Source organism: Halorubrum aquaticum, assembly GCF_900113615.1.
In the GTDB taxonomy this organism is placed as follows: Archaea; Halobacteriota; Halobacteria; order Halobacteriales; family Haloferacaceae; genus Halorubrum; species Halorubrum aquaticum.
On record NZ_FOPZ01000012.1, the window covers coordinates 55,397 to 68,646 of the forward strand.

12 protein-coding genes and 1 other RNA gene are annotated in these 13,250 nt (G+C 70.7%); 7 read left to right on the top strand and 6 right to left on the bottom strand.

Annotated features, from left to right (window positions below; all coding sequences use genetic code 11):
• Positions 1-50: 50 nt before the first annotated feature.
• Positions 51-1,211, top strand: a complete 1,161-nt coding sequence (locus tag F3H10_RS10735; RefSeq protein WP_149784805.1) for an inorganic phosphate transporter — start codon at positions 51-53, stop codon at positions 1,209-1,211.
• 24 nt (positions 1,212-1,235) lie between these two features.
• Here the strand turns inward: F3H10_RS10735 and F3H10_RS10740 are convergent, their stop codons facing one another.
• Entirely contained in the window at positions 1,236-1,667 is a 432-nt protein-coding gene (locus F3H10_RS10740) for a universal stress protein (protein WP_149784767.1), read from the bottom strand.
• A gap of 125 nt (positions 1,668-1,792) precedes the next feature.
• On the opposite strand from F3H10_RS10740, the gene F3H10_RS10745 reads away from it, so the two are divergent.
• The gene (locus tag F3H10_RS10745; protein ID WP_149784768.1) at positions 1,793-3,394 is read left to right on the top strand and encodes a tryptophan--tRNA ligase; all 1,602 of its coding nucleotides are present in this window, start codon (positions 1,793-1,795) and stop codon (positions 3,392-3,394) included.
• Positions 3,395-3,460: 66 nt separating this feature from the next.
• Here F3H10_RS10745 and ffs read toward each other — a convergent pair.
• Positions 3,461-3,772, bottom strand: an RNA gene (gene ffs, locus F3H10_RS10750) — signal recognition particle sRNA.
• Positions 3,773-3,852: 80 nt separating this feature from the next.
• Positions 3,853-4,260 carry a DUF7548 family protein gene (locus tag F3H10_RS10755; protein ID WP_149784769.1) on the bottom strand — a complete coding sequence of 136 codons (408 nt, stop codon included), beginning with the start codon at positions 4,258-4,260 and terminating at the stop codon, positions 3,853-3,855.
• A gap of 111 nt (positions 4,261-4,371) precedes the next feature.
• Here F3H10_RS10755 and F3H10_RS10760 point away from each other — a divergent pair, with 111 nt between their 5' ends.
• Positions 4,372-4,830 carry a hypothetical protein gene (locus F3H10_RS10760; protein WP_149784770.1) on the top strand — a complete coding sequence of 153 codons (459 nt, stop codon included), beginning with the start codon at positions 4,372-4,374 and terminating at the stop codon, positions 4,828-4,830.
• A complete protein-coding gene (gene cobT / locus F3H10_RS10765; protein WP_223174301.1) occupies positions 4,827-5,990 on the top strand; it encodes a nicotinate-nucleotide--dimethylbenzimidazole phosphoribosyltransferase in 1,164 nt (387 codons plus the stop codon). The genes F3H10_RS10760 and cobT overlap by 4 nt, the downstream gene beginning before the upstream one ends.
• Positions 5,991-6,029: 39 nt before the next feature.
• On the opposite strand, the gene F3H10_RS10770 is transcribed toward cobT, so the two are convergent.
• The gene (locus F3H10_RS10770) at positions 6,030-7,364 is read right to left on the bottom strand and encodes a carboxypeptidase-like regulatory domain-containing protein (RefSeq protein ID WP_149784771.1); all 1,335 of its coding nucleotides are present in this window, start codon (positions 7,362-7,364) and stop codon (positions 6,030-6,032) included.
• 159 nt (positions 7,365-7,523) lie between these two features.
• Here F3H10_RS10770 and ileS point away from each other — a divergent pair, with 159 nt between their 5' ends.
• The 3 genes from ileS to F3H10_RS10785 all read left to right on the top strand — a co-directional run bounded on the left by ileS (position 7,524) and on the right by F3H10_RS10785 (position 11,789).
• A complete protein-coding gene (ileS, locus tag F3H10_RS10775) occupies positions 7,524-10,673 on the top strand; it encodes an isoleucine--tRNA ligase (RefSeq protein ID WP_149784772.1) in 3,150 nt (1,049 codons plus the stop codon).
• A gap of 96 nt (positions 10,674-10,769) precedes the next feature.
• Positions 10,770-11,240 carry a GNAT family N-acetyltransferase gene (locus F3H10_RS10780; RefSeq protein WP_149784773.1) on the top strand — a complete coding sequence of 157 codons (471 nt, stop codon included), beginning with the start codon at positions 10,770-10,772 and terminating at the stop codon, positions 11,238-11,240.
• A gap of 54 nt (positions 11,241-11,294) precedes the next feature.
• Positions 11,295-11,789, top strand: coding sequence for a hypothetical protein (locus F3H10_RS10785; protein ID WP_149784774.1), 495 nt, complete (start codon positions 11,295-11,297; stop codon positions 11,787-11,789).
• 13 nt (positions 11,790-11,802) lie between these two features.
• Here the strand turns inward: F3H10_RS10785 and lrpA1 are convergent, their stop codons facing one another.
• Together lrpA1 and F3H10_RS10795 are read right to left on the bottom strand one after the other, a co-directional pair.
• Positions 11,803-12,231, bottom strand: a complete 429-nt coding sequence (gene lrpA1, locus F3H10_RS10790) for an HTH-type transcriptional regulator LrpA1 (protein WP_149784775.1) — start codon at positions 12,229-12,231, stop codon at positions 11,803-11,805.
• Positions 12,232-12,311: 80 nt separating this feature from the next.
• Complete coding sequence (locus tag F3H10_RS10795; protein WP_149784776.1) at positions 12,312-13,250, bottom strand: thiamine pyrophosphate-dependent enzyme; 939 nt, start codon at positions 13,248-13,250, stop codon at positions 12,312-12,314.

Below are 13,250 nucleotides of genomic sequence, written 5' to 3' on the forward strand. Positions count from 1 at the left end.
CGGTCTCGTTCTGGGCGCTCGTCGTCTTCGCGACGATATCGTGTCTGTTCATGGCGTGGTCGCTCGGGGCCAACAGCAACTCGCCGCCGTTCGCCCCGGCGATCGGAGCCAACGCGGTGTCGACGATGCGCGCGGCGTTCCTGATCGGGATCCTCGCCGCCGCAGGCGCGCTGACGCAGGGCGGGGCGATCTCCGAGACGGTCGGCGCGGACCTGATCGACGGGATCGCCATCACGCCGCTCGGGGCGACGACCGGCCTGCTCGTGGCCGCGTCGTTCATGGCGTTCGGCGTCTACAGCGGCTACCCGGTCCCGGCCGCGTTCGCGACGACGGGCGCGATGGTCGGCGTCGGCCTCTCGCTCGGCGGCGACCCCGCCTTCGACACCTACCGGCGGATCGGGACGTTCTGGGTCATGGTGCCGCCCGTCTCCGGCGGGCTCGCGTACCTCACGGCGACGCTGCTGCGGCGCGACGACGTGCCCGACACCGTCGGCGTCCCGCTTCTGGCCGGCGTGGTCGCCGGGATCCTCGCGAACGTCCGGCTCGGCGTGATCCCGCACCCGGAGCGCGCGCAGGGCTCCGTCGCCGAGGCGGTCGCGGCAGCGGTCGACGGTCGCGTCGACCTCCCGACCGCGCTCGGCGTCGACCCCGTCGTCGCCCTCGTGACGCTCGCGTTCGCAGTCGTCGGGTTCCGGTTCATCCGCCGGCGGACACAGGCCTCCGTCGAGAAGGGGATCCGGACGTTTCTGCTCCTCCTCGGCAGCGTCGTCGCCTTCTCGAGCGGCGGCAGCCAGGTGGGGCTCGCGACCGGCCCGCTGGAGAACCTCTACGGGACGGAGCTCGGCCTGCCCGCGATCGCGCTGATGGGCGTCGGGGCGACCGGGATCCTCGCGGGCGCGTGGATGGGTGCGCCGCGGCTCCTCCAAGCGACCTCGCGGGAGTACGCCCAGCTCGGCCTCCGGCGGTCGATCGCGGCGCTCGTGCCGGGGTTCGTCATCGCGCAGGCGGCGATCACGCTGGGGATCCCCATCTCGTTCAACAACATCATCATCTCGGGCGTCATCGGCGGCGGACTCGCGGCGGGCTCCGCGGGCGTCTCACGCCGGAAGATCGGCGTGACGCTCGCGTTCTGGGTGATAACGCTCGTCACGTCCATCGCGATCGGTTTCGGCCTCTACCGGCTCCTCTCGACGGTCCTCGGGATCGCGTGAGGCCGGGGGATCCCGCGTATCCGGTCACCGAACGACGGTGACCGTGACGGGCGCCTCCCCGACGACCGCGGTCGCGACCGTCCCGAGGAGCCGTCGAGCGATCGAGCCGCGCTCGCCGCCGTGGCCGCCCATCACGACGTGGTCGACGTCGTGGTCCTCGACGTACCCGAGGATCGTCTCCGCGGGATCGCCGGTCTCCACCGCGGTCTCGACGGTCCGACCGTCGGCGGCGGCTCGATCGCGGGCGTCCTCGACCAGCCGCTCCGCGCGCGCCGCCGCGTTCCGCTCCCGTTTCCCGTCCGGCTCCAGGACGCCGCCCTCGGCCATGCCGGCGTCCAGCGGGGTGAGGACGTTCAACACCGTCACCGGACGGTCGAAGGTCGCGAGCGCGTGTGCCAGCGCCTCCTCGGCCAGCGGCGAGCCGTCGAGGGGAACGAGCACGTGATCGGGGGTCATACCGGACGATCGGCCGGCGGGGGCATAAAGCCCGCAAGCCGTCGGTCGCCTCCGAGTCGCCGGAGGCGTGCGAGTCGCTCCCGCGCAAGCGAACGGTTTTTGCGTCGACCGACGGGAGGGAAGGTATGAACGAGGACACCCCCCGCACGGACGGCGGGACCGAGCGCGCCGACGGCGAGCCGAGCGAGGACGTCGCGCTCGACCCGTGGGGGTCGGCGTCGGTCGGCGACTACGCCGACCTCTTCGCCGAGTTCGGGATCGAGGCGTTCGACGACGTCGCCGACGACGTGATCGACCCGCACTACCTGATGCGCCGCGGCGTCATCTTCGGGCACCGCGAGTACGACGCAGTCGCGGAGGCGATGGCGAACGACGAGCCGTTCGCCGCGCTCTCGGGCTTCATGCCCACCGGCGACCCGCACATCGGCCACAAGCTCGTGTTCGACGAGCTGATCTGGCATCAGGAGCGGGGCGGCGACGTGTTCGGGCTGATCGCCGACCTCGAGGCCCACTCCGCGCGCGGGATGTCCTGGGACGAGATCGACGAGCACGCCCGGAGCTACCTCTTGAGCCTTCTGGCGCTCGGGTTCGACCCCGAGGCGGGCGAGCTCTACCGCCAGTCCGACAACCGGGAGGTCCAGGACCTCGGCTTCGAGCTGGGGTCGAAGGCCAACTTCTCGGAGTTCGAGGCGATCTACGGCTTCGACGGCGAGACGAACGTCTCGCACATGCAGAGCGTCGTCACCCAGACCGCGGACATCCTCTATCCGCAGCTCGTCGACGAGCCGAAACCCACGGTGATCCCGGTCGGCCCCGACCAGGACCCGCACGTCCGGCTCACGCGCGACCTGGCGACTCGCGTGCGCTACTTCAAGGTGACCGAGGCGTTCGCGAGCTTCGAGCTCGACAACGAGGAGCGGACGCTGGTTCGCGCCGCCTACGACGCGCTCGCGGCCGACGTCGACGACGCCGAGACCGACGTTCGCTGTGAGGACGCCGCCGCGTGGCTCGACGACTACGAGCCGCCCGAGATCGACGAGGAGAGCGTCGACCTCGCCGCCGCCAAGTCCAGCGCCCTCGACAAGCTCCGCGCGGGCGGCAAGGAGCCGCTCCGGCCCCGGGTCCGGTTCCTCGACCGCAACGCCACCGACGAGGCGTTCGAGGCGCTGATCGAGGCGATCGACGGCGAGAAACGGGTCTTCGAGGGCCACGTCGACGCCTTCGATCTCACGCGGGAGGAAGCCGAGTCGGTCGCCCGCGAGGTCGAGATCGACCACGACGGGTTCGGCTTCCGGCAGCCCTCCTCGATCTACCACCGCTTCATGACCGGGCTCACCGGCGGGAAGATGTCCTCGTCGATCCCGGCGAGCCACATCTCGCTGCTCGACGATCCCGAGGACGGCTACGACAAGGTGCGCTCGGCGACGACCGGCGGACGCGACACGGCCGAGGAGCAGCGCGAGCTGGGCGGCGAGCCCGACGAGTGCCCCGTCTACGAGCTGTACGCCTACCTGCTGGCGGGCGACGACGACGGGCTCGCCAAGGAGGTGTACTCCGAGTGCGCGAACGGCGAGCGCCTCTGTGGCGGCTGTAAGGAGCAGGCCGCCGAACTCATGCGCGAGTTCCTCGAGGAGCACCAGGAGAAACGCGAGGAGGCGGAGGAGGTCCTCGACGAACTCGACATCGACCTCGACTCCGACCGGCGCGGGACGGGCGGGGAACACTGACCTCGCCGCCGATCCGTCCGGGCGGACGAGAGCGCGGCCGCTACGCGACTGACGATCCGGTATGAATGGTGGACGGCCGGGGTAGCCCGGTGTTCCGGCACGGGGTATCCCGGTTGCCTCCTCCACCCCGCGACCCGACGAGCGACGGGCGTCCGGCGGTGGGCTGCTCGCTTCCGCGCCTGACCCGTTGTCGCCGGCGAACCATGACGGACCGCTCCTGCGAGCGGGCGCCACGGACCGCTGTCCCCGGCGGACGAGGCTTCCACGTTGGCTCTCGGGGCCCGCGCCGGTCCATCCGGACGTGCCCGGTGTTCGGTCCCCGCTGAAGACTACCTCACGGGTGACGAGCGGGGCCTAACCGCCCGACCTAGTCCGGTTTCCACTACATCGGTGCCCCATAAGGGCCTTTCGTTCGCGGGACACCGCCCGCTCGCCGGCGTCGTCGCTCGGCCCCGGACCTACCCGAGCAGCTCCCGGGCGTACACGCCGGCGGAGAGCGGCATCGGCAGCGACGCGACGGTCACGGCGGTCGCGTGGTGCTCGAGCCAGCGGTACTCGCCGAACATCGTCGTCGGCTCGATCGAGAGCCACCAGACCGCCGCGAGCAGGGTCGTCGCGCTCCCGAGGACGACGAGCGCGCCGGCGAGGGTCCCCGGATCGACGTTCCCGCGCTCGACGGAGGCGAACACGACCGCGCTCAACAGCGCGAACAGCGCCACCCCGCCGGCTCCCACGGGACCGGCCGTGTAGTACCCGGCGAGCTGGGCGTCGAAGCCGGTCACGAGCGCGTACGGCGCGGCGAGCAGGAGCGCGCTGACGAGGGCGGCGGCGATCCCGACCTGTCGGGAGCGAGCGCGAACGTTCATGCTCCGAGATACTCGGTCGGCGCGGTAAAAGGACCGGATCGCGTTCGGTTTCCCACCCGCTCCCGCCGTCGAGCCCGCACCGTTTTGGCTCCCCGGCGCGGACGGGTGGACATGTCGCTCGACATCGAGACGCCGGACCCGCCCGAGCTGTCCGCCGTCGACCCGAACGAGTACGAGGACGCCGACGTGGCCGGCGGCGAGTACCGCCGCGACGAGTTGGAGGCGTTCCTGCGCGAGGGTGCCTGGGAGGAGGCGTTCGCGCGATGGACCGCCGACTGCGACCTCGAGGAGTCCGACTGGCGGATCGTCGAGGACCTCGATCTCGTCTCCCGGTTCGACTTCTTCTGGGACTCCTTCGCCGACCGCGTGGGGTACCACGCGCCGGGCATCCCCGAGGACTGGAAGGAGCGGGAGTACCACGACGACCTCGACTCGTGGGGCTCCGTCTCCGCGATCAACGCCGGGCTCACGGAGCTCGGACAGATCGCCTGTGACGTGCTCAAAGACGAGTACATCGACTGGGAGTCCGAGTACGAGGCGCCCGACGACCTCCCCGACTTCGACGCGTGACCGTACCGGACGACGACCCCGCGAGATCGCTCGATCGCTCGCCGCCGCCCGACTTCTCGCCGCCGCCGATCCCGGCGTTCGACGCCGACGCGGCCGACGCCGCCCGCGAGCGACAGGCCGAACTGACGAAGCCGCCCGGGAGCCTCGGCCGGCTCGAGGACCTCGCGGTCGCCCTCGCCGGGCTCACGGGCGAGCCCCGGCCAGCGCTCGCGAACCCGACCGTCGTCGTCGCCGCGGCGGACCACGGCGTGGTCGAACGGGGCGTCTCGGCGTATCCGCAGGCCGTGACCCGGACCATGCTCCGGAACTTCGTGGCCGGCGGGGCCGCCGTCTCCGCGATCAGCGAGGTCGTCGGCGCGGACACGCTCGTCGTCGACGCGGGCGTCGAGGGAGCGCCGGTCGAGGTCGAGGGGCCGGTCGACGAGGCGGTCGACGAAGCGGCGGACGCGAGAGCGAGCGAAGTCGTCGACGAGCGGGTCGGCTCCGGAACCGACGACATCGCCGCGGGGCCGGCGATGGCCCGCTCGGAGGCGGTCGCCGCGCTCGAGGCCGGCGTTCGGACCGCCCGAACGCGGCTCGCCGAGGCCGGGATCGTCGCGCTCGGCGAGATGGGGATCGGGAACACCACCGTCGCCGCCGCGCTCACGTCGGCGATCGCCGGAGCCGACCCCGATCGCGTCACGGGGCCCGGAACGGGCGTCGACGAGGAGACCCGCGCACACAAGGTCCGGGTCGTCGAGCGCGCGCTCGCGCGGAACGGCCTCGATGGGAGCGGGGAACCCGACGACGGGGACGGACCCGACCCCGTCGAGGTGCTCCGGCGCGTCGGCGGCTACGAGGTCGGATTCCTCGCCGGCGTCGCGCTCGGCTGTGCGGCCGACCGGACGCCCGTCGTCGTCGACGGCGTGGTCTCGGGCGCGGCCGCGCTCGTCGCCGACGCCCTCGCGGACGACGTCCGACCGTACCTCCTCCCCTCCCACGCCGGGAGCGAGCCGGGGCACGCGGTCCAGCTCGACGCGCTGGACCTCGAGCCGCTCTTCGACCACGGCCTCCGGCTCGGCGAGGGCTCCGGCGCGGCGCTGGCGCTCTCGACCTACCGCGCCGCCTGCCGGACCCACGACCGGATGGCGACGTTCGCGGAGGCGGGCATCGAGCGGTGACGGGGCGGATCGAGAGGGGTACCGCTCGTCCCGTCGCCCTCACTGACCGCGAAGCCGACCCGCCGCGCCCGCCGCGCCCGCCGCGAGAAGGGCGAGGACCGCGGCGACGACGCCGAAACCGGGGACGCCGTCGTCGGTGCTCCCCGGGTCGCCGTCTTCGGCGTCGTTCGATCCGCTTCCGGCGTCGTCGTCCGAGGCGTTTCCGTCACCGTCGTCCGAAACGCCTCCGTCACCGTCGTCCGTGTCGTTCTCGCCCGAGCCGTTCTCTCCCGGATCGGTCCCGTCCGCGGTCTCGACGCCCTCGATCGTCACCGGGTCGGACGTGACGTCTCCGTCCCGCGCGACGATCGTTCGATTCCCGGCGGACGATATCGGCACGTCGGCCTCCCCGCGGTCGTCGGTCTCGCCGACCGCCTCGTCGTCGACCTCGACGGTCACGCCCGCCGCCGGCTCGTCGTACGCGTTCCGCACAGTCACGCGGGTCGTCTCGCCGACGAGGACGCGCTCGTTCGCCGGCGCGACGGACAGCGTGGGGGTCCGCCGTGCCGTGACGTTCGTGCTCACCGGGGACTCCCGGACCCAGAGCCGCTTGGGCGTGGCGTCGTATCCGTCCTTTACGACCGCGATCGTGTACGCGGCGTTCACGGGAACGTTGAGCGAGGCCGTCCCCTCGGTCACGCTCACCTCGCCGTCGTACACCGACGAGTCCACCCGGATCGATCCCGTCTCGATCGGGGCGGGCGGGTCGAAGTGGTCGTCGAAGGTACGCACGTCGAGCGTCACGGTGCCCCGCTCGATGGCGACCGTCGTCTCCGCGTTCCGCGTCACCGTCACCTCGCGTTCCGTCTCGAGGTATCCCGGTTTCACGACGGTGACCTCGTACGTCCCGCGCTCGAGGCGGGCCGTCTCGTAGACGCCGTCCGAGCCGGTCTCGCCGCGGTCGATCGCTCGCCCGTCCTCGCGGACGGTCACCCTCGCGTCGGCCTGCGACCGGTTCCGCTCGTCGACGACCGTCACCGTCGCGGTTCCGCTCCGGGAGACGCCGAGTTCGACGTTCGCCGCGCTCGCGTTGGCGATCCGGAGCGGCCGGTTCCGGACGTAGGTGCCGTCGTCGACGTCCAACTCGACGCTCGCCCCCTCGGGGACGTCGAGGAGCACGTTCCCGTTGCTCGCCGTCGTGCCCGTCGCAGTCCCGGTCTCGCCGGATTCGGTCTCCCACGCCGCCTCGACGGCCACGTCGCCGACGGCGTCACCGTCCTCGTCGGCGACCGAGACGGTGAGCGTCACCGGATCGGCGCCGGCGACGCCGCCGGTCGCGACGATCGCGATGAACAGTACTGCCGCTCCGACGAGCGCCGAACGTGGGGCGTTCATACGCGGGACACTGGTGCTCCCACGGTATTGGTATGAGGCGATTACCCGGGGTCTCTCGCGACTGCGACCCCGATCTTCCCGCGACCCCGGCCCCCGCTCCTCCCGCGATATCGACCCCGACTCCGCCGTATTCAAATACGCGGGCGGGAACACACCCGTATGGAGCAGATCGACGACCAGTACACTCCCGCGGACGTCGAGTCGGCGGTCGAGGAGTACTGGGACGACGCGGACGCCTACGAGGCGGCGAAGGAGGCGCACGCCGACGACCCACCCTTCTTCTTCGTCGACGGGCCGCCGTACACCTCGGGGCAGATGCACCTCGGAACCGCCTGGAACAAGACGCTGAAGGACGCCGTCATCCGGCACAAGCGGATGACCGGCCACCGCGTCACGGACCGCCCGGGCTACGACATGCACGGGCTCCCGATCGAGGTGAAAGTCGAGGAGGAGCTCGGCTTCGAGAACAAACGCGACATCGAGGAGTACGGCATGGAGTCGTTCATCGAGCGGTGCAAGGAGTTCGCCCTCGAGAACCGGGCGGCGATGGACGAGGACTTCGAGTCCATCGGCGTCTGGATGGACTGGGAGGACCCCTACGAGACCGTCTCGCCGGAGTACATGGAGGCCGCGTGGTGGGCGTTCTCCAACGTCGCCGACAACGGGCTCGTCGAGCAGGGGAAACGCTCGATCTCGCAGTGTCCGCGGTGTGAGACGGGGCTCGCGAACAACGAGGTCGAGTACGAGGACGTCGAGGACCCCTCGATCTACGTGAAGTTCCCCCTGTCCGACCGCGAGGGGAGCCTCGTGATCTGGACGACGACGCCGTGGACGATCCCCGCGAACACCTTCGTCGCCGTCGACGAGGAGCTCACCTATAACGCGGTCCGCGCCGAGAAGGACGGCGAGGAGGAACTGCTCTACGTCGCCGCCGAGTGCGCCGAGGACGTGCTCGGGGAGGGACGCTACGAGGACTACGAGATCGAGGCCGAGCTCCCGGGAAGCGACCTCGTCGGCTGGGCGTACGACCACCCGCTCGCGGACCGGCTCGCCGAGTATCCCGACTTCGAGGGCGCGGGGCAGGTGTACGCCGCCGACTACGTGGAGGCGGACCGCACCGGACTCGTCCACTCCGCGCCCGGCCACGGGGAGGAGGACTTCCACCGCGGCAGCGAGTTGGGCCTCGAGATCTTCTGTCCGGTCGCGCCGAACGGGGAGTTCACCGAGGCCGCCGGCGAGTACGCCGGGCGGTTCGTCCGCGACGCCAACGAGAGGATCATCGACGACCTCGTCGCCGACGGCCACATGCTCGCACACGGGACGGTGAACCACAGCTACGGCCACTGCTGGCGGTGTGACACCGGGATCATCCAGCTCGTCACCGACCAGTGGTTCATCTCGATCACGGACGTGAAAGACGACCTCCTCGAGAACATGGAGGAGTCGGAGTGGCATCCGCAGTGGGCTCGCGACAACCGCTTCCGCGACTTCATCGAGGACGCGCCGGACTGGAACGTCTCCCGGCAGCGCTACTGGGGGATCCCGATCCCGATCTGGGTGCCGGCGGACGCGGAGGCCGGGAACCTCGACGAGGACATGGTCGTGATCGGCACCCGCGAGGAGCTGGCCGAACGCGTCGAGGAGGACGTCGACCCCGACTCCATCGACCTCCACCGTCCCTCGGTCGACGACCTGACGATCGTCGAGGACGGGACGACCTACCGGCGCGTCGAGGACGTCTTCGACGTGTGGCTCGACTCCTCGGTGGCTTCGTGGGGCACCCTCGGGTACCCGAGCGAGGCGGCGGCACACGACGAGCTGTGGCCCGCCGACCTCATCATCGAGGCGCACGACCAGACGCGCGGCTGGTTCTGGTCGCAACTGGGAATGGGGACCGCCGCGGTTGGCGAGATCCCCTACGAGGAGGTGATCATGCACGGGTTCGCCAACGACGAGGACGGCCGGAAGATGTCCAAGTCCGTCGGCAACATCGTCACGCCCGAGGAGGCGATCGAGCGGGCCGGCCGCGATCCCCTCCGGACGTACCTGCTCAGCCACGACCAGCAGGGCGTCGACCTCGCGTTCGAGTGGGACGGGCTCGGGGAGATCCAGGGGAAGCTCAACATCCTCTGGAACGTCTTCCGCTTCCCGCTCGAGTACATGGAACTCGACGGGTACGACCCGGCCGACGCCTCCCTCGACGACGGCGAGCTCGAACTCGTCGACGAGTGGGTGCTCTCGCGGCTCCAGTCGGTCGAGACCGAGGTCACGGAGGCGTGGGACGACTACCGCGTCAGCGACGCGGTCAACGCGGTCATCGAGTTCGTCACGCAGGACGTCTCGCGCTTTTACGTCAAGGCCGTCCGCGACCGCATGTGGGAGGAGGCAGACTCGCCGTCGAAACGCGGGGCGTACGCCACCCTGTCGACGGTCCTCGACGAGGTGATCCGCCTGCTCGCGCCGATCGCGCCGTACCTGACCGAGCGGATGTACCGGACGCTCGACGGCGAGGCGACGACGGTCCATCAGCTCGCCTACCCGGAGCCGGACGACGACCTGCGCGACCCCGAGCTCGAACGCGACGTGGCGGTCCTCCGCGACGTGGAGGAGGCCGCCGCGAACGCCCGCCAGCAGGCCGGCCGGAAGCTCCGCTGGCCCGTTCCGCGGGTCGTCGTCGAGACCGACGACGACGGGGTCGCGGGCGCGGTCGAGCGGCTCGCCGACCTCATCGCCGACCGCGTCAACGCCCGTGAAGTCACCGTCACCGACGCCTTCGACGAGCTGGTCCAGACCGCGGAGCCGCGGATGGCGGAGATCGGCCCGGCCTTCGGCGGCGACGCCCAGGAGGTGATGGCCGCCGTACAGGGGGCGACCCGGACGGAGATCGAGGAGGGAGTCGCCGTCGACGGCGAGCCCGTCGACCTCGAGGAGTCGATGGTCGAGTACGTCGCCGAGCCGCCGGAGAACGTCACCGGCGTCGAGTTCGACGGCGGGACGGTGTACGTCGACACCTCCCTCACGACCGGGATCGAGTCCGAGGGGTACGCCCGCGACGTGATCCGCCGCGTTCAAGAGATGCGCAAGGAGCTCGACCTCGACGTCGAGGCGCGGATCCGGCTCGGCGTCGCCGTCGACGACGAGCGCGTCGCCGGCTTCGTCGACGAGCACGCCGAGTTGATCGCGGGCGAGGTCCGCGCCGACGCGTGGCTCGAGGACCCGGCCGACGCCGCGGACGACTCCGACGGGCTCGTTGAGGAATGGGACGTCGAGGACGTGACCGTCACGATCGGGATCGCCCCGGTCGAGTAGCGCGTTCCCGCGACGGTCTCGCTCGGTTTCCCGCGGCGATCGGTGACGCTCGCCGACCCCGAAACGTATACCTACTCCCCTCTCCACGGTCCGTGTATGCGTGTTCGACCGGCGCGTCCCGGCGACGCCGAGACGCTTCGGACGACGGTTTCGCGGGCCCGAGAGGCGACGGTGTTCGACGACATCGGCGCACCCCTCCTGGACGTCTCCGCCGCGGGCGTCCGGGAGGCGGCCGTGGGCGCGGAGTGCTGCTTCCTAATGGAGGACGACGACGGACCCGTCGGCGTGGCGATCGCCCACCCCGACGACGAGGGGTCCGAGGCGGAACTCCTCGCGCTCTGGGTCCACCCGGAGCACGTCGGGGAGGGAGTCACCGAGGAGCTGCTCGCGCGCGTCGCGTCGGCGCTCGCCGACCGCGGCGTCGACACGCTCCGCGCGAGCGTGTCCGACGACCGTCCGAGCGCTCGCGAGTTCTACCGCGCTCACGGGTTCGACCGACGTGCGGTGCGCCGCGGTCCCGCCGGCGACGAGGCGGTCGTGGTGGCCGACGTCGAGACGGTCGCGTGACGCCGGCGGATCCGCCCGAAAACCCTTCCTCGTCGCACATCACACTGGACCGACATGACGTCCGCCGATCTCGGCTCCGCCCTCCTCGTCGCGATCGCCGGAGCGCTCCTGTTCGTCGCGCTCGCGAGCCTCCCGGCCGGCAGCCGCGTCCGCCGAGCGTACGGAACTCACCCCGATGACGACGACGCCGCCCGCGCGAACGCCGCCGTGCTCGCCGCCACCGGCGCGTTCCTCCTCGCGCTCGCCGCCGCGACCCGGTTCGGGGTCTCCGACCGACTCGTCGCCGCCGGAACCCTTGCCGTCGCCGCCGCGGGGGTGGTCCTGTTGGGCTGGCTCGTCCGCTATCGGGACCGGCGCGAGCTGTTGACGACGCCGAACGTCGACCGCGAGCGGGCCCGGCGGCTCGGCGGCGCGGCCATGCTGGTCGGCGGGCTCCTCGTCGTTCCGCTGGCCGCGGTCCTCCTCGGGGCGGGCGACCGGACGATGGCAGTCTCGACGGTCGCGGTGGCGGTCCTCTCGACGCTTCTCGTCGCGTTCGCCTACCGGTGAGGAGGAGTCTCCGTCACTTCAGCCGCTCCTGGAGAAACGAGGGGTGAGCGGCGGTGACGCCGTCGACGGCGAGCAGCTCGTCGTTGATGACGTCGCCGAGCTCGTCGCCGTCGGCCGCGCGGACCTCCGCCATCAGCATGTGGTCGCCCGAGGAGGTGTACAGCGCCTCCACCTCCTCGAGGGCCTTCAGATCGCGGGTCGCGGAGACGTACTTGCCCGAGTCCACGTCCATCCCCACCATCGCGATCGACTGCGTCGAGAGCTTCTTCGGGTCGACGTCCGCCGAGTAGCCCACGATGACGCCCTCCTCCTCGAGCTTGTCGATGTACTTTCGCACCGTTGGCTTCGAGACCTCCGCCCGCTCGGCGATCTCCCCACAGGAGGCCTGTGCGTCCTCCTCCAAGACCGAGAGGATACGCTCTTCCGTCGATACGGTACTCATGTGAACTCCTTTGTCACCACGGAAAAAATACCTTGCGAACCCGAAAACAGGGGTTGCGATCTCGAACCGGGCCGATCAGTTCACTCGTGTTTGTCGACGAACCGGTCGTACGAGCGTTCCCACTCGTAGTCGTCGTCCCAGTAGCGCTCCGCCAGCGGCTCCTCGGGCATCTCGCCGATCTGCTGTTTCTCCTGGCCGTAGGAGATGCGCTCGTCGTCGACGTAGAACCGACCGGTGAGGACCTCGCCGTCGTACAGCGCCTCCTCGGTCGTCCGCATCATCTCGGCGGCCTCGACGCGGTCGGTCTTGTCGAAGTCGTAGTCGTCGGACTCGTTGACGTCGATGTACGGGACGTACTGCCGGGCGTCCTTGTTCCACGTCGGGCACTGCGTCAGGAAGTCGACGTGTGCGAACCCGTCGTGTTCGATCGCCTCGATCAGGATCTCCTTGGCCTGGTTCGGGTTGACCGCGGCCGTCCGGGCGACGTACGACGCGCCGGCGTTCAGCGACAGCGAGAGCGGCTTGAGCGGCTCCTTTGCGCTGCCGTGGGGCTGCGTCTTCGACTTGTGGCCCTTCGGGCTGGTCGGGGAGGTCTGTCCCTTGGTGAGCCCGAAGATCTCGTTGTTGAACACGATGTACGTCATGTCGTGGTTCTCCCGGGCCGTGTGGATGAAGTGGTTTCCGCCGATCCCGTAGCCGTCGCCGTCGCCGCCGGCGGCGATGACCTCGAGGTCGGGGTTCGCGAGCTTCGCGGCGCGGGCCACGGGCAGCGAGCGACCGTGGATCGTGTGGAAGCCGTACGTGTCGAGGTAGCTGTTCAGCTTGCCCGAACAGCCGATCCCGGTACAGAGCAGCGTCTCCTCGGGCGATCGGCCGACCTCGGGAAGTGCCTGTTTCAGCGCCTTCAGGACGCTGAAGTCGCCGCAGCCGGGACACCAGGTGGGTTGCGGCTCGACGCCGGGCGTGTACTCGTCGCGGTCGATCTCTCGTTCCTCTCCGATGGCTGAAAACGTGCTCAT